The following is a 19,232-nucleotide window of genomic DNA, read 5'->3' on the forward strand; positions in this document are numbered from 1 at the left end:
CAATGAATTCTCCCCACATGGATTACAGCCTGGCGCCTCAAGCCAGCGGCCCGGTGTCTTGGCTGGAAACGTTTCTGGTCACCGGCGCGGCGATCGGCCTGGGCTTGTGGCTGACCCCTGAAGACCCGTTGCAGGTACACGGCGGGTTCCCCTGGCCGATTCTGGCGCCGCTGTTGTTGGGCGTGCGTTACGGTTTCGTGCGTGGTCTGTTCAGCGCCAGCCTGTTGGTCCTGGCGATGTTTGCCCTGCGCTACAGCGGTCTTGAAGGCTACGCCCGGATCGATCCGTCATTCATTGTCGGCGTGCTGGTTTGCGGGATGCTGGTGGGTGAGGTTCGCGATCTGTGGATGCGGCGTCTGGAGCGGCTGCAGATGGCCAACGAATATCGTCAGTACCGTCTCGACGAGTTCACCCGGTCGCACCAGATTCTGCGGGTCTCCCACGACTTGCTCGAGCAGCGCGTGGCCGGTAGCGACCAGAGCCTGCGCAGCTCCTTGCTGGGCTTGCGCGAAAAGTTGAGGGTGATGCCGGACGCGGGCGATGCATTGATCGCGCTGGCAGATCCGATCGTGGCGATGCTTGGGCAATACGGCGCATTGCGCGTGGCCGGTCTATACCGCGTTGACGAGCGTGAAGAAAATGTCTTGCCTGACGCGTTGGCAACGATCGGCGTGATGGGGCCGTTGGGCACCGAGGACGGCCTGGTCAAGCTTTGCCTGGAGCGCGGCGAACTGGTGAGCGTACGTCAGGAGTTGATCGATTCCGGCACCTCGGCGCAGTTCTCGTCGTTGCAGGCGTGCATCCCGTTGATCGATGCCGAGGGGCGTCTGCTGGCAATTCTGGCGGTTCGGCAGATGCCGTTCTTTGCCTTCCAGGATCGCACCCTGAGCCTGTTGGCGCTGCTCGCCGGGCACATCGCCGACCTGTTGCGCCGTGACCCGCAAGTGCTGCAACTGCCCGACGCCGATGCGCAGCAGTTCACCCTGCAGCTCAAACGCTCGCTGGTGGATGTCGAGAAACACAAATTGCCGGCCGGTTTGTTTGCCTTTGAAATGACCCGCCCCAACGACGAGCTGACGCGTCTGCTGGAACGCAGCCAGCGCGGCCTCGATTTGCACTTGCCGGCGCGCAACAATCGCGATCATCAACTGTTGCTGGTGCTCTTGCCGTTGACCAGTCCGCAGGGCACCGAAGGTTATCTGGCGCGGATCAGCCTGTTGTTGCATGAGCACTTTGGTATTGAAAGTGACATGGCGAGCCTGGGTGTGCGGGTGATGCCTTTCAATCTGGAGCCTGGCTGTGAACGCGACGGGCTGCGTAATTTCCTGTTCAACGAGTGTGGCCTGAATGATCAGCAAGTGGCTGTTTAGCGGAGCCTTGTTGTTTGAGGCGGGCAGTTGGGCCAGTTTGTGGCTCGCGGCGCCCGAGTTGCAACAATTGCTGGTATTCACCCTCAGCCATGGTCTGGCATGCGTGCTGCTGTGCGCCGCGGTGTGGCTGTTGTTGCCGGCACGCTACCGTGCGCCGTTGCCCTGGAGCCCGCTGTTCATTTTCAGCCTGGCGTTCTTTGTGCCGGTGATCGGCATGGTCGGTGTGGTCGTGTCGATCTTTCCAGCGCTGTACCTGCCGCGTAAACGCGACAAACAAGCCTGGCAGGCTGTCGGTATTCCAAGCCTGCCGTATCGCGCGCAGCTGCAATTGCATTCGCCGATCTTTGCCGACGGCGGTTTGCAGGATGTGCTGCGCCATGCGCCCGATCCGGACCAGCGTCTGGCCGCATTGCTGGCCACGCGACGCATGCCGGGCAAGGAAGCGGTGCCGATCCTCAAACTGGCGCTGGGTGATCCCAGCGACGACGTGCGGCTACTGGCGTACTCGATGCTCGACAAGCAGGAAAGCGACATCAACCTGCGCATCCAGATCGCCCTCGGGCAACTCAGCGGCGCCAATGCCAAAACCGCGGGTGCGCTGCATGGCACGCTGGCGCGCTGGTATTGGGAGCTGGCGTACCTCGGCCTGGCGCAAGGCAGTGTGCTCGAGCACGTGCTCGACCAGGCCAGCGAACACGCCGAGCAAGGGCTTGAAGCGGGCGAGGGCGGCGAGCTGTTCTTGCTGGCCGGACGCATTGCGCTGGAGCGCGGTGATATCGAGCGCGCCGAAGTGCTCTTGCATCAGGCCCAGGACAACGGCATGGGCGCAGCGCAGGTTCTGCCGTTCCGCGCTGAACTGGCGTTCGAGGCCGGTCGTTATCACGAAATTCCCGGGTTGCTCGAGAAACTGCCCGAGAAAACCCGTCAGCGGCCACCGTTCGCTGAACTGGTGAGGAGCTGGTCATGAATCACAAGGAAGCGGCGCCGACGGCCGACATCTGTCTGCTGCTCGAAGGCACCTGGCCTTACGTGCGCGGCGGCGTGTCGAGCTGGATTCATCAGATGATTCTCGGCCTGCCGGAGCTGACCTTCTCGGTGATGTTCATCGGCGGCCAGCGTTCGGCCTACCCGTCGCGACGCTATGAAGTCCCTTCGAATGTGCTGCACATCGAAGAGGTGTTTCTCGAGGATGCGACCCATCCGGCCAACACCCGCGGAACGCCGCGAGAGGCCGACCCGCAGCAGTTGCTGGACCTGTATCGCTTCCTGCACCACCCGGATGCGCCGGAGCCTGAGCTGGGCGAACGCCTGCTCGACTGCATCGCGCAGGGCCGCATGACCCTCGACGACGTGCTGCGCAGCCGCGCCAGTTGGGAAGCGTTGAGCGAAGGGTATCGGCTGCATTGCGCCGACCCCTCCTTCGTCAATTATTTCTGGACCCTGCGTTCGATGCAGTCGCCGTTGCTGATGCTCGCCGAAGCGTCGCGGAAAATGCCGCGAGCACGGATGCTGCATTCGATTTCCACCGGTTACGCCGGGCTGCTGGGGTGCATTCTCAAGCAACGCTGGAACTGCACCTACCTGCTCAGCGAGCACGGGATTTACACCAAGGAACGCAAGATCGACCTGGCCCAGGCCAGCTGGATCGCCGAGAGTTCCGGCCAGGCGCTCAATCGCAGCCTCGACGCCGGCTCGGGTTACATCCGCACCTTGTGGATACGCTTCTTCGAACGCATTGGCCAGCTGACTTACAACAGCGCCGACAACATCATCGCGTTGTATGACGGCAACCGTCAGCGGCAGATCAAGGACGGCGCCGACCCGGCCCGCACGCAGGTCATTCCGAACGGCATCGACCTGCCGCAGTGGACCGCGGCACTGGAATCCCGTGCGCCCGGTATCACACCCGTGGTGGGCTTGATCGGGCGTGTGGTGCCGATCAAGGACGTGAAAACCTTCCTGCGGGCCATGCGCGGTGTGATCAGCGCCATGCCGGAGGCCGAAGGCTGGATCGTCGGTCCCGAAGAGGAAGACCCGGAGTACGTCAGCGAATGCCGCAGCCTGATGGCCAGCCTGGGGCTGGAGGGCAAGGTGCATTTCCTGGGCTTCCAGCGCATCCAGGACATCCTGCCGAAACTCGGCCTGATGGTGCTGACCTCGATCAGCGAGGCGCAACCACTGGTGATCCTCGAAGCCTGGGCCGCCGGTACGCCGGTGGTCAGCAGTGATGTGGGCTCGTGTCGTGAATTGATCGAAGGCGGCAGCGCCGAGGACCGCGACCTCGGCTTGGCGGGCAAAGTGGTGGCGATTGCCGATCCACAAGCCACCTGCGCCGCGATCCTCGAACTGCTGCGCAGCCCGCAACGCTGGCAGGCCGCACAGGCCAGCGGCTTGTTGCGGGTCAATCGTTATTACACGGAAGCCTTGATGCTGCAGCGTTATCGCGACTTGTATCAAGCAGCCATGGAGAACAGTTAAATGGCCGGCATTGGCTTCGAACTGCGCAAGATCCTTTCGCGCGACTCCTACACCGCGACCTTGCACGCTTATGTGTATGCCGGCCTGATCAGCTCCGGGCCCTGGGTGTTATCGATCATCAGCGTGATGCTGGTGGGGATCATCAGTCTGGGGCTTGTGATACCCAACACGCTGGTGGGGCAGTTTCTGGTGACGGTGACCTACCTGATGGCCACCTCGCTGATTCTCACGGGAGGCTTGCAGCTGTTTTTCACCCGGTTCGTGTCCGACCGTTTGTTCGAGCACAAATACGAACAGATCCTGCCCAACTTGCTGGGCATCCTGTTGCTGGTCACGCTCGCTGCCGGCGTGCTGGGCATCATCGTGCTGGCCGTGTTGTTCGATCAACCACTGATCTACCGGGTGCTGGTGCTGTCGAATTTCGTGGTGCTGTGCAACTTGTGGCTGGTGATCATCTTCCTGTCGGGGATGAAGGCCTATAACCGCATTCTGCTGGTGATGCTGGTGGGCTACACGTTGATGGTGGCAAGCGCCTATGTGCTGGCTTTCCTGCAGATACCGGGCCTGCTGCTGGCACTGTTGATCGGGCACAGCACGCTGCTGTTCCTGTTCCTCTATGACATCCTGCGCGAGTACCGTGCGGAGAAACTGATCGCCTTCGATTTCCTTGATCGTCGCCACGTCTTTCTCAGTCTGCTCGCCACCGGTTTCTTCTACAACTTCGGTATCTGGATCGACAAGTTCCTGTTCTGGTTCAACCCCGGCACCTCGAACATCGTCATCGGTCCGCTGCGTGCGTCGATCCTGTATGACCTGCCGATCTTCCTTGCCTACCTGGCGATCATCCCGGGGATGGCGGTGTTCCTGGTGCGCATCGAAACCGATTTCGCCGAATGGTATGACCGTCTGTTCCGGGCGATCCGCGAGGGCGAAACCTTGCAGCACATCGGTTCGCTGAAAACCGAGATGACCTTGTCGATCCGTCAGGGGCTGCTGGAAATCTGCAAGGTGCAGGGGCTGACGGTGGTGCTGCTGTTCCTGTTCGCGCCGCGTCTGCTGGATTGGCTGGGTATTTCCAGCTACTACCTGCCGTTGTTCTACATCGACCTGATCGGCGTCAGTATCCAGGTGGTGTTCATGGCGTTGCTCAACGTGTTCTTCTACCTGGACAAGCGCACCGTGGTGCTGGAATTGTGTGTGCTGTTCGCGGTGTTGAACGGGGCGCTGACGATGTTGAGCATGTACCTTGGCCCAAGCTTCTTTGGCTACGGGTTCACCCTGTCGTTGCTGGTCTGTGTGCTGCTGGGGCTGCACCGACTGTCCACGGCGCTGGAAGACCTGGAGTACGACACGTTCATGCTGTCATCGCGCTGACCGGTTGTTGCCGGTATAAAAAAGGCACTGGCGATCATCGCCCAGTGCCTTTTTTTTCGCCTGATGGCTTCCGACTGACGTCACTTGAAAGGCCAGGTTGCGCTGCTAACCTTGATCATTCGGAGCTGCCGACGACAGACGATCTGTTCCGGGCTACCTCTTGATGCGAGTGCCACTCGATCGATCAAGCCGTCCCCGCCCCCTCCCATCGACTCCTGCGATATCTCCGACACGTGTCTTTCGATAGCGCTCTGGAGATGCCACATGAAACTACAGTTGCTGAGTTCTGCGCTCATGCTCGCCGCAATGGCGACGGCCAGTCTGACCTTCGCCGGTGAGACGGCCCCAGCCACCCCCTCGAAATCTGCCACCCCCGCCGTCAAACAGGAGATCAAACTCACGCGTGTCACGCCCGAGTACTGGCGCGTCACGTTCCACAATCCGCCGTACAACATCTACGGCCCGGAAACCATGCCGCAATTGAACGAGGTCATCACCGCGCTCGAGACCGATCCGAAGGTCAAGGTGGTGGTGTTCGACAGCGATGTTCCGGATTTTTTCCTTACCCACTATGACTTCGTGCCGCCACTGACGGACACGACGAGCCTGCCCAACGGCCCCACCGGCTTGCCTCCGCTGCCGGACATGCTGGTTCGTCTGAGCAAGGCGCCGGTCGTATCGATTGTGTCGATTCGCGGTCGCGCCACCGGTGTCGGCAGTGAGCTGTCACTGGCCAGCGACATGCGCTTTGCCAGTCGCGAAAAGGCCATCCTGTCGCAATGGGAAATCGGCGCTGCGCTGGTGCCGGGCGGTGGCCCCATGGCTCGATTGCCGCGGCTGATGGGGCGTGGGCGCGCACTGGAAGTGCTGTTGACCGGTAACGACATCGATGGCGACCTGGCTGAACGCTATGGCTACGTCAATCGTGCGTTGCCCGACGCCGAACTCGACGCGTTCGTCGACACCATGGCCCGCCGTATTGCCCGGTTCGACAAACAGTCGATCACCGACATCAAACGCCTCGTCGACGCTTCAAGCCTGCCACCGAACGACGCCATCGCTGCCGAATGGGACGGGTTCATCGGCTCGGTGAAACGTCCGGCGGCACAGCAACGGATCAAACAGTTGATGGAGCTTGGCTTGCAGAAGAATGCGGATGTTGAAAAACGCCTGGCGCATCACACGGGCACTCTCGGGGATTGATCAAAAAGACCCTCACCTATCAGGAGTTACTGTCATGAGCACTGCACTGGAAACCGTTCTGTACACCGCAAAAACCCACACTGTCGGCGGCCGCACGGGCACCGGAAAATCCAGCGATGGCGAGCTGGACGTGAAATTCAGCTCACCGGGCTCGGGCAAACCGGGGACCAATCCGGAGCAGCTGTTTGCACTGGGGTATTCAGCCTGCTTTATCGGTGCGATTCAGGTGGCGGCGGGCAAAATGAAAATCAAACTACCGGAAGACACATCGGTGGACGCCGAAGTGGACCTGGGCAAAACCGGTGGTGGGGATTTTCAGTTGGCGGTCAGGCTCAACGTCAACATTCCCGGCCTGGAGGAGGGCGTGAAACGGGAATTGGCAGAGGCTGCGCATCAGATCTGCCCGTATTCGCGGATGACGCGGGGGCATGTGGCAGTGGAGTTGAAAGTCGTTTGATCGCCGGATAAAAAATCAAGGCAACAAAAAAGCCGTGAAGCTTCGACTTCTCGATGCTTTACGGCTTGGTTTTACTGACTCAGGCAGGCCATGGCCTTGGTGATAAGGTGGCGCGATTGAGTCCTCCCACTCTGGTGATCAAGTCAGACGGGGCCAGCACAAAATTGTTCGCTGTTAACCAATACGCCTACAACTTGAACGTATCTACGACGTTTCTGAGTCGCCCAGCTTCTGAATCCAATGCTGCACAGGCTCTGAGGGTAGAGCCCAGATTGTCAGTGGTCTGGCGATTCAACTGGCTGATCTCATGCACATCCCTTGTCAGTTGATCGACGGCTGTTGTTTGCTCTTCAGTCGCGGCAGCGACCGTAAGGCACATCTCATCGATCTCACCGATTTTCGAGACGACGTTCACAAGGCTGGCCCCAGCCTGTTTCGCGACGAGCACGCTTTGGCTGCCGATTTCATTGCTGTGCAGCATGGTTCGGGAAGCCTGGGCGCCGCCGGCCTGTAACGCTTCGATGACCTGGCGAATTTCTTCGGTCGCATTCTGGGTATGGTGGGCAAGGTTTCTCACTTCGTCCGCCACGACGGCAAAGCCGCGTCCCGCCTCTCCGGCTCTGGCCGCCTCGATAGCCGCATTCAGGGCCAGCAGATTGGTCTTTGCGGAAATCGTCGAAATGACCTCCAGGACTGTTCCGATGTTGATGGTTTTGGCGTTGAGGTCTTCGATCTGCGAGCGGGTCAGTTCGATATTTGCCTGCAGGTCGCTCATGGCTGTGACTGTGTTCTCGACCAGTTCGCAGGTCGACTCGATCTGCAACCGGGCGCTGGAAGCGCCTTTGGACGCCGCCGAGGCGCTGGAAGCGATCTCCTGCGCCGCTGCACCCAACTGTTCGATTGCGGCAGCCACGCTCGTGGTGTAACCCGACTGGTGTTCCGACTTTTCCACCGAGGAGTCGGACGCCGACAGTACCCGCCGCGTCGCTTCACCCAAGGCATCCGTCGTCGAGGATACTTCGCTGATAGAAGCGTGGATACGATCGCTGAAGCGGTTGAAACTCATGGCCAGTTGCCCGAATTCGTCCTTCGACAGGATCGACAATCTACGGGTCAAGTCAGCATCGCCTTGGGCGATATCTTCCATCGCGTGGCTGATCGAATGCAGGGGCCTCATCAGCACGCGAATCAGCAGCCCGAGCAGCAGCAAAGTGGCCAGGCCTGCAACAGCCGTCGCGATGATCGCGGAGTTGCGGAACGCGGAGACACTGGCCAGGGCCGCTTGTTTGTCGAGCACGATACCGATGTACCAATCCTGCGAAGGCAGGCCGTTGACCGGTGAGAACAGGGTGAATTTGCTGCCATCAACCGACGTGGCTTCGACCAGCCGGTCGCTCAGGGTCAAGGTGTTGCCCGGAAACAGATCGGCCAGGGTTTTACCTATCAGCGCCTGGTCAGGGTGAACCAGGATCTTGCCCTCCTTGCTCACCAGAAAGGCGTAGCCGTTGCCATCGAACGCCTGGGCATTGAGTGTTTGCGAGATCGTCTCGATTTTCAGGCTGGCGCCCAGTACCCCGAGTGTTTGCTGCCCGGAAGGGATGGCGACCGCCTGGGTAATGATCCGGTAATCGATCCCTGCGCCTACGTAGGGTTCGGTCATCGCGGCTCCGTTGGCGATGGCGTCCTTGTACCACTGGCGCTGTCGGGCGTCGTAGTCCGCAGGCATTTCCCGTGGCGGATAGATCTGAAACTTGCCGTCACGGGTGCCGGCATACGTGGCAATGAACTGCTCCATCAGCACTTGGTTTTGTAATGTGGCCAGGACGTTTTCTGCCGTGGGGTTGTGCCCGATAAACTCGGCGACGCTTTTCATCAGAATCAGCCGGCCGGTCAGCCAGCTCTGGATGTCATGCGCCATGGAGGCGGCGAGGGCGCGTGTGTTTTGTTCGATTTTCTGCGCGTTGTCTTCGCGCAGGCGAATGTCATTCAACACGGAAAATGCGCAAAACACCGTCATGATCACCAAGGAGGCGATCAGCAATATCTTTTGATTAAATTTGAGATGTCCCATCGTTCACTCTCCGGGTTTGAATCGGTACACCACGTATTCAGGCTGAGGATTCCGGGGTTGGAGTATCAACCCCGGGACCTTGTTACTTGCGAACGCAATTGCCTCCTTGTAAAAACGGAGCTGTCAGTTATCCGAAGTTTGCTTTGTTGTACCTGTTCAAACATCGCGTCAGGATAAAAGCGCCCCTGCGGCAGCCAATTTCATGGCGAGCCAGATACTTTGACTTGCGCTATTGATTGGTAAATTTGTAAGGCGTCCAGCACAGGTTGTGGCTGAAAGTTGTCTGGGTGTTTTGCCGTTACCACAATGCCAAGGTGTAACTAAGGATCAGGCGTGTTTCATCCAGGTCATTACCAAAGTTTGACCTGACGGTTGCGTTTCTGACTTTCAGTCCGACGTTTTTCAGCGAGCCCGACTGTATGACATAACCAATGTCGGTGTTGCGTTCCCACTCTTTACCGGTGTTGTTGCCGGCGACCAACGCGTTGTCTCCCTGGACATAACGACTCATGAACGTCAGCCCCGGGAGGCCCAGCGCGGCGAAGTTGTAGTCATAGCGCAGCTGCCAGGAGCGTTCCTGGGTATTGGCGAAGTCATTGATCTGGACGAAGTTGACCAGGTACGGATCGCTATTGGCAATGTAGGGGAAGGGGTCGTCACCGCTCATGCGTTGATAGGCCGCGGTGAATACGTTGGAGCCCAGGGTGTAGGCCACCAGGCCGTTCGCTGCCCGGTTATCGAGGGGACGAAAGTTGCCGTCGTCGGTGCTTTTCGAATAGCGCAGGTCGAACTTCAGCGACTGTTGCTCGGCGAGGGGGATCTCGTAGACCACGCCGCCAAAGTACTGCCGATAGACGTTTTCCAGGTTGCCGTAGTACAGGCTGGTGCTCAGGGCCTTGTTGAAACTGTAGGTGCCGCCGGCAAAGCGAAAGTCATCGCTGACGCCGCCAATACGGTTACCCGTGAAGTCTTGATAATTTGAAGAGCTGTTGAACTTGATTTGCTCCAGCTTGCCGCCTTGCAACATGAGCTTGTCGATGTCCTTCGACGTCAGCAGTGCGCCTTCGAACGTCGACGGCAGTAAGCGCGTGTCATTGCTCGAGACCACGGGCGTACGGAAGGCGAGTGAACCGACCTTCAGGATGGTTTCCGATACCTTCGCCTTGGCCGTCAGCTCGAGTTTGGAGTATTCGTCCTGTGAGCCTCGGCCGTTTTTCGAACCAAGGTCCGCCGGCAGCAGGCCCGTGCCGCCGGAACCATCACCGCCGTCAAGCTTGATACCGAGCATGCCGACAGCGTCGACGCCCAGGCCCAGAGTACCTGCGGTATAACCCGACTCGAATCGCAACATGGCTCCCTGCGCCCACTCCGCCGCAGAGTCACGTTGGGTGGTGGGCGGTCCGTTACGAAAGTCACGGTTGAAGTAGAAGTTGCGCAGTTCAACGCTAGCCTTGCTGTCGGCAATAAAATCTGCAGATGCCGGAAATGGGAAAACCAACGCGCAAGTACCCGCGACAGCGAAAGTCGTTTTGATCAACATGCTCTTTATGCTCCAGATAACGGCAGATTTATTGGTTGAGTTTTTATCGTTATTTTGAATGCGCAGTTACATCTACAGTTTTCTGCAGGCAGCACGCGGCAACGGAGTTATTACCCCGTTGTGCGTACTACCGGCGAAAAGAAGAGTGTTTAAATCAATTAATGGTCTTGATGCGGCCAATCACGGAGCCGGCTTCAAAATAGTCACCGGCCTGTTTGGCGATCTGCACCTGACCTTCACAAGGTGCCAGGACCGAGGTTTCCATTTTCATGGCTTCTACAACCGCGATCACTTGCCCGACGCTCACCGACTCGCCGTCTTCGACGACCCAGGTATGCAGATTCCCCGCTACGGGTGTCAGTACCGCCTGAGGATCAGAGACCTCGGAGGCGGCCGTGCTTTCGCTGACGGTGTCCGCTGCGTTCAGGCTGACGCCTCGCAGCAGCGCAGCCGGAAGGCCGAGTTCGTGGCGCTTGCCGTCGATCTCGACAAACGTGCGCAGGATGCCAGGGTCGGCCGATACAACGGCACGGGGGGCGAGAGTGATCTGTTCGGCGAAATCGGTCTCGATCCAGCGCGTGTGTACGGCGAATGTATCGGCACCGGTGAAGTCGTCATGATCCATCACGGCTCGGTGGAACGGCAGCACCGAGGCGATGCCCTCAATGTTGAACTCAGCCAGCGCGCGCCGGGCGCGGACGATGGCCTGTTCGCGGGTGGCGCCGGTGACGATCAGTTTGGCCATCATCGAATCGAAGGTACTGGGCACTCGCGAGCCGCTTATCACGCCGCTGTCCAGACGCACCCCCGGGCCAGACGGTGGCAGGAAATCAGTGATGTGACCGGGAGTGGGCAGGAAGCCCTTGCCCGGGTCTTCCGCGTTGATGCGAAATTCGAAGCTGTGGCCACGCGGGGTCGGCGTCTCACTGAAGGACAACGGGAAACCGTCGGCGATTCGCAGTTGTTCGATCACCAGATCGACCCCAGTGGTCTCTTCGGTCACCGGGTGCTCGACCTGCAAACGGGTATTGACCTCAAGGAACGACAGGGTGCCATCCTGGCTCAGCAGGAACTCCACCGTGCCTGCACCGACATAGCCGGCTTTGGCGCAGATATCCTGCGCAGATTGATGAATACGCTGGCGCTGTTCGTCGCTGATAAAGGGCGCTGGCGCTTCCTCCACCAGCTTCTGATTGCGCCGCTGCAAGGAGCAGTCCCGCGTGCCGACGACGACGACCTTGCCGTGCTTGTCGGCGAGGATCTGCGCTTCGATGTGCCGAGGACGGTCGAGGAACTGTTCGACATAGCATTCGCCACGACCAAAGGCTGCTTCCGCTTCGCGCACGGCGGAGGCGAACAATTCAGCCACTTCATCCATGCGCCAGGCGACTTTCATGCCGCGTCCGCCGCCGCCAAAGGCCGCCTTGATGGCAATTGGCAGGCCATGCTGTTCGGCAAAGGCCAGTACTTCGGCGGCGCTTTCGACCGGGCCAGGCGTACCGGCCACCAGAGGCGCACCGACCAGTTGGGCAATTTTCCGCGCCTCGACCTTGTCGCCGAGCACGTCGATGGTCTCCGGGTTGGGACCGACCCAGATCAACCCTGCGTCGATCACCGCCCGGGCGAAGTCGGCCCGTTCAGACAAAAAACCATAGCCGGGGTGCACGGCATCGGCGCCGCTGCGTTTGGCGACGGCGATCAGTTTGCCGATATCCAGGTAGGTCTCGGCCGGGCGCTGGCCATTCAGTGAGTAGGCTTCGTCGGCTTGGCGCACATGCAGGGCGTCGATGTCCGCGTCGGCATAGACCGCGACAGACTGCACGCCGTAGTCGCGGCAGGCGCGGGCGATGCGGACGGCAATTTCACCACGGTTGGCAATCAGTAATTTTTTCATGGAAGTTTTTTCACATCGGCAGTTGAAGAAGAGGCTTCCGTAATGGCTTGAATCTCTTTGAAGCCGTCCAAAGGGTTGAAGCGAATCTGCGCATTGACAGGTATCTGGCCAGCCAGGTCGAGATGGTAGCTGGCGACTGCGGCGATCACCGGATAGCCTCCGGTCAACGGGTGATCGGCGAGAAACAGAACCGGTTGGCCGCTGGCCGGAACCTGAATGGCCCCGACGGAAGTGCCTTCGCTGGGCAACTCTTGGTGGTTGGTGCGCTCCAGCGGGGTTTCACCGGCCAGACGAATACCGACGCGGTTGGACTGTGAGGTGACGCGCCAGAGTTGGCTGCTCAGGCGCTGGATAGCTTCTTCGGTAAACCAGTCGGTGCGCGGCCCCATCACCACGTCAAGGGTGACGATGTTTGCCGCCGTCGGTAGTTCAAAGGCCGGGGCTTCGTTCAGCGATACGCTGGTGCCGGTGGTCAGTGTGGCAAAGCCCAGTCGGTCGCCGACGGCGAGCGCCGGGGGTCCAACCTGGGCCAGTGTGTCTGTGGACAGGCTGCCGAGCACCGGCGTGACCTCAAAGCCGCCTCGAATCGCCAGGTAGCTGCGCAGCCCCGCCAGCGGTGAGCCCAGGCTGACACGGTCACCCACATCCAGCTCGATGGGCTGGTAGTTGCTTGCCTGCCATTGCAGGCCACTCGCGTTGGTGATGGTGACCGGGGTTTGCGCACCGGTGACGGCGATCATCGCACGGCCATGGCAAACGAAGCTCAGGCCGCCGAGTACCGATTCCACACAGGCCATGTCCGAGCGGTTGCCGACCGCGCGGTTGGCTGCCCGCAGGGCGCCCAGGTCCAGCGCGCCGGAACGGGATACGCCTTGGCCGGTCTGGCCGGGACGGCCCATATCCTGCAGTACGCTGTGCAAACCAGGGGTCATGATTTCCAGATAGGCACCGGTGGGCGTAGCGGCACTTGCCGGTACCGAGGGGGCAGGCAGGCCGCCCGCCGGGAGCGGGCCAGCATCGGTGAACCGCACTTTATAGCCTGGGCGCAGCAAGGCCGATTCAGCGCGGTTCAGGTCCCACATTTGCAAAGGCGTTACGCCGATGATCTGCCAACCACCGGGGCTGGCTTGCGGATAAACACCGCTGAATTCTCCCGCCAGAGCAACCGCACCTGCGGGTATGCGGGTGCGTGGCGTTTGTCTGCGAGGCACCTGGAAATCGGCACCGCCGGTGAGGTAGGCGAAGCCCGGAGCGAATCCGCAAAAGGCCACGCTGTAGTCCCGGGCGGTGTGGCGTCGGACCACCTCGGCGCGGCTGATCCCCAGCAGCGTGGCGACCTCGTCGAGGTCTTCACCATTGTAGTGGACGGGAATTTCCACCCGGCGATGCTCGATCGCGCGGCGCTGGCTCAGGTCCTGGCCAGCGATACAATCAACGAGCGCCTGCTGCGTAATGGCGCTGGGGCGAAACTGGATCAGCAGGGTCCGTGCGGCAGGAATGATTTCTTCCACGCCCGCAATAGACTCCGCGATCAGGGCGTCGAACAACGCCAGGGTCTCGTCCAGGTCTTTCAATTCGACGAGCAGGGCGTCCAGGTTGACCGGTAGAAAGCGCACGGGAGACTCCTAGACGTGGTAAGTGCTGTCGGGCACATCGGTGATGAACATGTGGCCGGGCGCATGCGTGATCGCAAAGGGCACACCCGAAGCCGCTACCGCAGCCTGTGGCGTCACACCGCAGGCCCAGAAAACTGGAACTTCGCCAGGCTCAATGCGCACGGCGTCGCCAAAATCGGGTCGGCTCAGGTCCTGTATGCCCAGCAGCGCAGGCTCACCGATGTGCACCGGGGCGCCGTGGACGGAGGGATAACGCCCGGAGATTCCACTGGCCTCTGCCACGCGATCGGGCGGGATCGGGCGCATGGACACGACCATTTCACCCTGTAGGCGTCCCGCCGGACGGCAGGCGCGATTGGTACGGTACATGGGCACGTTGCAGCCATCTGCGATATGCCGCACTTCGATGCCCGCTTCTTGCAAGGCGGTTTCAAAGGTAAAGCTGCAACCAATCAAAAACGCCACCATATCGTCGTGCTCAGCCCAGGCTTGGGTGGCGTCGCTGACTTCCTCGACCATTTTTCCGTCCCTCCAGATGCGATACAGGGGGATATCGGTGCGCAGGTCTGCGCCTTCAGCCAGCACTGTTCTCGGACTGCCCGCATCGCTGACGTCGAGGACCGGGCAAGCTTTCGGATTGCGCTGGGCGTATAGCAGAAAGTCGTAGGCCCATTCGCGCGGCAAGGCGATCAGGTTGGCCTGGGTCATGCCCGGGGCGATACCGGCTGTGGGGGTTACCAGTCCGCCACGATAGGTTTTGCGTGCTTCCCGGGCGGCGGCAATGGCCGACTGGCGGGCGCGGGCGAAGGCATTCATGGACGATCTCCTGCAAAAGGCCGCAGGGACAGGTTGGCGTGCTCCAGGACGCGGCGCAGTTCGCGAGCCATTTCCACGGCAGCGGGGCTGTCGCCATGAACACAGATTGAGTCAGCCTGGATTCGGGTTCGACTGCCATCAATGGCCTCGATGGTGCCGTCTTCGACCAGACGGAGCATGCGTTGGGCCACTAGCTGGGGATCGTGCAGCACGGCCCCCGGCTCGCGTCGTGAAACCAGGGTGCCTTGCGGTGTATAGGCACGGTCGGCGAAGGCCTCCGCGACACACTGCAAGCCCTCGTTACGCGCCAACTCAATCAGCTCGGAACCGGCCAAAGCCACCAGTATCAGCGAGGGGTCGATGGCGCGGATAGCGGCGATCACCGCCAGCGCCTGGCGGCGGTCGTGGGCGATGGTGTTGTACAGGGCGCCGTGGGGCTTCACATAGCGCACCGAGGTGCCCGCGGCCTTGGCCAGGCTTTGCAGCGCGCCGATCTGGTAGATCACGTCGGCAGTCAGCTCATCGCTGGCCAGGTCCATGTTTCGTCGGCCAAAGCCCACTTTGTCCGGGTACGCGACATGGGCGCCAATGGTGACGTTTTTGGCTGCTGCGGCTTTCAGTGTCCGCAGGATGCCCGCCGGGTCTCCGGCATGAAAACCGCAGGCGACATTGGCGCTGGTCACGATATCGAGCATCGCGTCATCGTCGCCCATGCTCCAGGCGCCGAAGCTTTCGCCCAGGTCACTATTGATATCTATCGTTGGCATTCACGTGACTCCTTTTTCGTTATCAGGCTCAGACGACGTTGAGGAAGGCAAAGATCGGCCCGACGGATTTGATTGCCATGTACCAGGTCAGCATGCAGGTCAGGGCGCCCAGCACCAGGAGCCAGCGTGGGTAATGGTAACCGTCCATGAGGTCGGATCGGCGCCAGCCGACGTAGATGAAGATGCTCAGGCCGATTGGCAATATCAGGCCGTTGAAACCGCCTGCGAAGAGCAGCAGTGCGGCAGGAGCAGTACCCATCAGGACAAAGATCAGCAGCGATAGGGCGATGAACACTGTGGTGGCGCGGTTGCGCCCCTGCTCAGTGATGTTCGGCTTGAACACGGTGATAAAGGAGATGGAGGTGTAAGCGGCGCCGATCACGCTGGTGATACTGGCGGCCCAGAGGATGAGACCGAAGACGCGCAGGCCGATCTGCCCGGCCGCTGCCTGGAAGGCTTGTGCGGCCGGATTGGCGCCTTGACCCGAGGTGTCGATGATTACGCCGCTGGCAACCACGCCGAGGATGGCGAGAAACAGGATGTAGCGCATGAGGCCGGTGACCAGGATGCCGCTCAGGGCTGCTTTGGTCACTGCCTGGAGATTTTCAACCCCGGTAGTACCGCGATCCAGCAGTTTGTGAGCCCCCGCATAGGTGATGTAACCACCCACCGTACCTCCGACAATGGTGGTAATGGTGGCGAAGTTGATCTGGTCCGGAAGAACGGTCTGGTAGAGGGCTTCACCCAGTGGCGGGTTGGAGGCAAAGGCTACGAACAGCGTCAGGCCAATCATCACCAGGCCCAGCACGACGATCAGCCGGTCGACCGCCAATCCGGCGCGGTGGGAGAGGAAGATGCCGATGGCCAGCAGGGCGCTCAGACTGCCGCCCCATTTTGCATCAAGCCCCAGCAGCGCGTTCAGACCCAGCCCGGCACCGGCGATGTTGCCGACGTTGAATACCAGCCCGCCGAAGATCACCAGCACCGCTAGCAGGTAACCACTGCCTGGAATCGCTTTGTTGGCCACATCTGCGGCACGCATTCGGGTCAGGGAGACGATACGCCATACGTTAAGTTGAACCACGAAGTCGATCAGAATCGACGCCAGGATACCGAACGCAAATGCCGCCCCCATCTTGGCTGTGAACGTGGCGGTCTGGGTGATGAATCCAGGACCGATGGCAGAAGTCGCCATCATGAAAATCGCGGCGATCAAAGAAGCGCGCCGAGCTTTTGTAAACTCTTGAGTGGTCTGTGTCACGGCATCCACGGCATCATTCCTACGGTGAGAGATACCTTGACAGAGCAATGAGCATGCCAAGAGTCAAGCAAACACCACGCAATGTAGGTAGATCAATGCTTATTTGTTGAACAATCCAATTCTGATGGTTGAGCTATCGGCACCAAATTGTTACCTCGCCCTATAAAAGTGCTACTTAATGAAGCGCACTACACGTTTCGACCTTGTGCCATGCACTGAGCTCTGATGGAATAATGGTGCGGTTTTTCTCACCCTGGATTTTTTATGAATGACGCCTCTCCCGCTCTTCCTCGAACACTGGGAGAATCCATCACCCAAGAAATACGCAGAATGCTGGTCGAGGGTGAACTCGTGCCCGGCCAACGTCTTTCAGAAGCCGCACTGGCCGAAAACCTGGACATTTCGCGGAACACCTTGAGAGAGGCATTCAGAGTCCTGACGCGTGAAGGGTTGCTCAAACACGAACCCAACCGTGGAGTAACAGTTGCGGAGCCTGACATGTCGTCGATTATCGACATCTACAGGGTGCGCCGTTTCATCGAATGCAAGGCGATCGCCCAAGGTTACCCCCAACACCCAGGCACCCTGCACATGCAAGAGGCGGTCGAATTAGGCGTCCGCGCGCGCGAAGCGAAAGACTGGGTAGCGGTCGGCACTGCTAACATGATGTTCCACAAATCAATCGTCGAACTGGCCGACAGTCCGCGCCTGCTCGTTTTTTATGGGCAGATATCGGCTGAATTGCGGCTGGCCTTCGGATTGCTCAACGATCCCCAATTCCTGCATTTGCCGTTTCTCGATATGAATGCTTCGATACTTCGATGCGTTGAGGAAGGCCGCTCGGACGAGGCGACTATTATGCTGGATGCCTACCTGGTCCAATCGGAGCGAACTGTCTTGGCAGCTTATGAGCGCAGCAGGAACCGATAGTCGACTTGATGTGCGGTGCAGGTAGGCCTGAAACACCTGTATTCACTGGATTTCAGGCACAAAAAAAGACGTCCGTGGACGTCTTTAGATGATGAAGTGGTGGAGCCGGGGGGATTTGAACCCCCGTCCGCCAGTACTCCGCTGTCGGTACTACATGCGTAGCCGTGTCTATTAAGTTAACCCTCAGCGACCCGACGGGCAGGGTGCTTTGGGCGAGTTGTGTAAGTTTTAGCCGCTTCGTCCACAACGTACTGCACGGCGATTCTGTTCTATATGACAATCACTTTGGGTTTACAGACATCCCCTGATGATTGCTGGACCCGAAGGTACCAGAAGGGAAGGGCTAAGGCTGCTTACGCAGCGAGAGCGTATTCCCCGTAGGTTTCGTCATTGGCAACTATAGAAAGTTGCAACAGTGGATTTACGAGTTCTGTTACCAACTCGGCATGCACCTAAAGTTTCGCAACCGGCGTCGAATCCTAAACGGCCCCGAGCCTGCTGCTCCGTGAATCCAAGTGAGCAACAAGCCTGTGCAGTGTACGCCAACGCGGCTCAGAAGGCCAACCCGCGTTGGTCACCAGCGATTATGGATTGGCTTCATTGCGCAGTTTGTCAGCGAGTGCCGATGCCTGGGTGGCCTCGGTGACGCATTTTTTGTCGTCCCCGGAAGCCTGGGACGCTTCGGCGCTGGACATCAGTCTTTTGATCTCCATCGCGGTGTTGCTGGAGCTCGCCGGCAGTGAGTTCACTTTGCTTTTGAGCTCTTGAAGCTTGCTCGTGCAGAGGTTGTTGTCCGCAGCAAAGACGGGAGAGGCCAACATAGCAGCAGAAATGAACAGACCAGCGAGTGCGGTACGTTTCATGGATATCTCCTTGAACTGATGGTCTCGGTGCTGCCGTATGAGCGTGCGGCTCGGCCGAGGTCGGAAAATAAGCCACGATTGATCAGGCCTACTTAAAAGACTACGGCGCTGCGCAGGAATTCGGTTTTCGCAAAAAAGGGTATAGGAAATTTTTTAGTAGAACCCAACCCCTACAGCAACAAAACCCGCACTTGGCGGGTTTTGATGTGCTTCATATGGGGTGACGTCGGGCCGGGTTACTTCCCGCCTTTGTTCGCGTTCTTGATTTGCTGGATAGTCTGTTCGGTCTCGGCGATGCAATCATCAATCCCTTCCTTGGTGCCTTTTGCCTGATGGGCTTGGGCTTTCTTGACGCTGTCCATTACCTGATCAGCCATCTCCGGAGGAGTCTGTGCCTTGGCATTTTCAATGGTCTTCAGATTGACCGCACAGAGGTCATCAGCGGCAAACGAGGGGGACGCCATCAGTGAGGCAGTAACGAACAAACCAAACAGTACAGAACGTTTCATGTGTATCTCCTTGAACTGAAGGTCCAGGTATCGCTGACCATCAGGACGGGCTGCCGAGTATGGGAAAGTCCCACCTTTGCGGG

16 protein-coding genes and 1 other RNA gene are annotated in these 19,232 nt (G+C 59.5%); 7 read left to right on the forward strand and 10 right to left on the reverse strand.

What is annotated here, in order from left to right; genetic code table 11:
• Positions 1-2 precede the first annotated feature (2 nt).
• From B723_RS09110 to B723_RS09140, 6 genes are all read left to right on the forward strand, one after another.
• Positions 3-1,370 carry a PelD GGDEF domain-containing protein gene (locus B723_RS09110; protein WP_017336433.1) on the forward strand — a complete coding sequence of 456 codons (1,368 nt, stop codon included), beginning with the start codon at positions 3-5 and terminating at the stop codon, positions 1,368-1,370.
• Complete coding sequence (locus B723_RS09115; protein ID WP_017336434.1) at positions 1,348-2,337, forward strand: tetratricopeptide repeat protein; 990 nt, start codon at positions 1,348-1,350, stop codon at positions 2,335-2,337. Before B723_RS09110 ends, B723_RS09115 begins: the two co-directional genes overlap by 23 nt.
• Entirely contained in the window at positions 2,334-3,848 is a 1,515-nt protein-coding gene (gene pelF / locus B723_RS09120) for a GT4 family glycosyltransferase PelF (protein ID WP_017336435.1), read from the forward strand. The genes B723_RS09115 and pelF overlap by 4 nt, the downstream gene beginning before the upstream one ends.
• Positions 3,849-5,222 (forward strand): exopolysaccharide Pel transporter PelG, encoded by a 1,374-nt coding sequence (pelG, locus tag B723_RS09125; RefSeq protein ID WP_017336436.1) that lies wholly within the window; start codon positions 3,849-3,851, stop codon positions 5,220-5,222.
• Positions 5,223-5,486: 264 nt separating this feature from the next.
• Complete coding sequence (locus B723_RS09135; protein WP_017336438.1) at positions 5,487-6,425, forward strand: enoyl-CoA hydratase/isomerase family protein; 939 nt, start codon at positions 5,487-5,489, stop codon at positions 6,423-6,425.
• Between the two features lie 34 nt (positions 6,426-6,459).
• Positions 6,460-6,882 (forward strand): organic hydroperoxide resistance protein, encoded by a 423-nt coding sequence (locus B723_RS09140; RefSeq protein WP_017336439.1) that lies wholly within the window; start codon positions 6,460-6,462, stop codon positions 6,880-6,882.
• A gap of 187 nt (positions 6,883-7,069) precedes the next feature.
• Here B723_RS09140 and B723_RS09145 read toward each other — a convergent pair whose 3' ends face one another.
• From B723_RS09145 to B723_RS09175, 7 genes are all read right to left on the reverse strand, one after another.
• Positions 7,070-8,953 carry a methyl-accepting chemotaxis protein gene (locus tag B723_RS09145; protein WP_017336440.1) on the reverse strand — a complete coding sequence of 628 codons (1,884 nt, stop codon included), beginning with the start codon at positions 8,951-8,953 and terminating at the stop codon, positions 7,070-7,072.
• 298 nt (positions 8,954-9,251) lie between these two features.
• Positions 9,252-10,493 carry an OprD family porin gene (locus tag B723_RS09150; protein ID WP_017336441.1) on the reverse strand — a complete coding sequence of 414 codons (1,242 nt, stop codon included), beginning with the start codon at positions 10,491-10,493 and terminating at the stop codon, positions 9,252-9,254.
• Between the two features lie 154 nt (positions 10,494-10,647).
• Complete coding sequence (locus B723_RS09155; RefSeq protein WP_017336442.1) at positions 10,648-12,387, reverse strand: acetyl/propionyl/methylcrotonyl-CoA carboxylase subunit alpha; 1,740 nt, start codon at positions 12,385-12,387, stop codon at positions 10,648-10,650.
• Complete coding sequence (locus B723_RS09160) at positions 12,384-14,003, reverse strand: 5-oxoprolinase/urea amidolyase family protein (protein ID WP_017336443.1); 1,620 nt, start codon at positions 14,001-14,003, stop codon at positions 12,384-12,386. Before B723_RS09160 ends, B723_RS09155 begins: the two co-directional genes overlap by 4 nt.
• 9 nt (positions 14,004-14,012) lie before the next feature.
• On the reverse strand, positions 14,013-14,819 hold the full coding sequence (locus B723_RS09165; RefSeq protein ID WP_017336444.1) for a putative hydro-lyase: 807 nt from the start codon (positions 14,817-14,819) through the stop codon (positions 14,013-14,015).
• Positions 14,816-15,586 (reverse strand): LamB/YcsF family protein, encoded by a 771-nt coding sequence (locus B723_RS09170; protein WP_017336445.1) that lies wholly within the window; start codon positions 15,584-15,586, stop codon positions 14,816-14,818. Before B723_RS09170 ends, B723_RS09165 begins: the two co-directional genes overlap by 4 nt.
• A 28-nt stretch (positions 15,587-15,614) precedes the next feature.
• Positions 15,615-16,847: an NRAMP family divalent metal transporter gene (locus tag B723_RS09175; RefSeq protein ID WP_031318365.1), complete on the reverse strand. Its 1,233-nt coding sequence runs from the start codon at positions 16,845-16,847 to the stop codon at positions 15,615-15,617.
• Between the two features lie 264 nt (positions 16,848-17,111).
• Here B723_RS09175 and B723_RS09180 point away from each other — a divergent pair, with 264 nt between their 5' ends.
• Entirely contained in the window at positions 17,112-17,777 is a 666-nt protein-coding gene (locus B723_RS09180) for a GntR family transcriptional regulator (protein WP_080995107.1), read from the forward strand.
• Between the two features lie 97 nt (positions 17,778-17,874).
• On the opposite strand, the gene ssrA is transcribed toward B723_RS09180, so the two are convergent.
• The 3 genes from ssrA to B723_RS09190 form a co-directional block, all read right to left on the reverse strand.
• Positions 17,875-18,268, reverse strand: a transfer-messenger RNA (tmRNA) gene (ssrA, locus tag B723_RS32055).
• A 93-nt stretch (positions 18,269-18,361) separates the two neighbouring features.
• Complete coding sequence (locus B723_RS09185; RefSeq protein WP_017336448.1) at positions 18,362-18,640, reverse strand: hypothetical protein; 279 nt, start codon at positions 18,638-18,640, stop codon at positions 18,362-18,364.
• A 236-nt stretch (positions 18,641-18,876) separates the two neighbouring features.
• On the reverse strand, positions 18,877-19,149 hold the full coding sequence (locus B723_RS09190) for a hypothetical protein (protein ID WP_017336449.1): 273 nt from the start codon (positions 19,147-19,149) through the stop codon (positions 18,877-18,879).
• Positions 19,150-19,232: the final 83 nt, after the last annotated feature.

It is taken from the genome of Pseudomonas fluorescens NCIMB 11764, assembly GCF_000293885.2.
GTDB classification, from domain to species: Bacteria; Pseudomonadota; Gammaproteobacteria; order Pseudomonadales; family Pseudomonadaceae; genus Aquipseudomonas; species Aquipseudomonas fluorescens_B.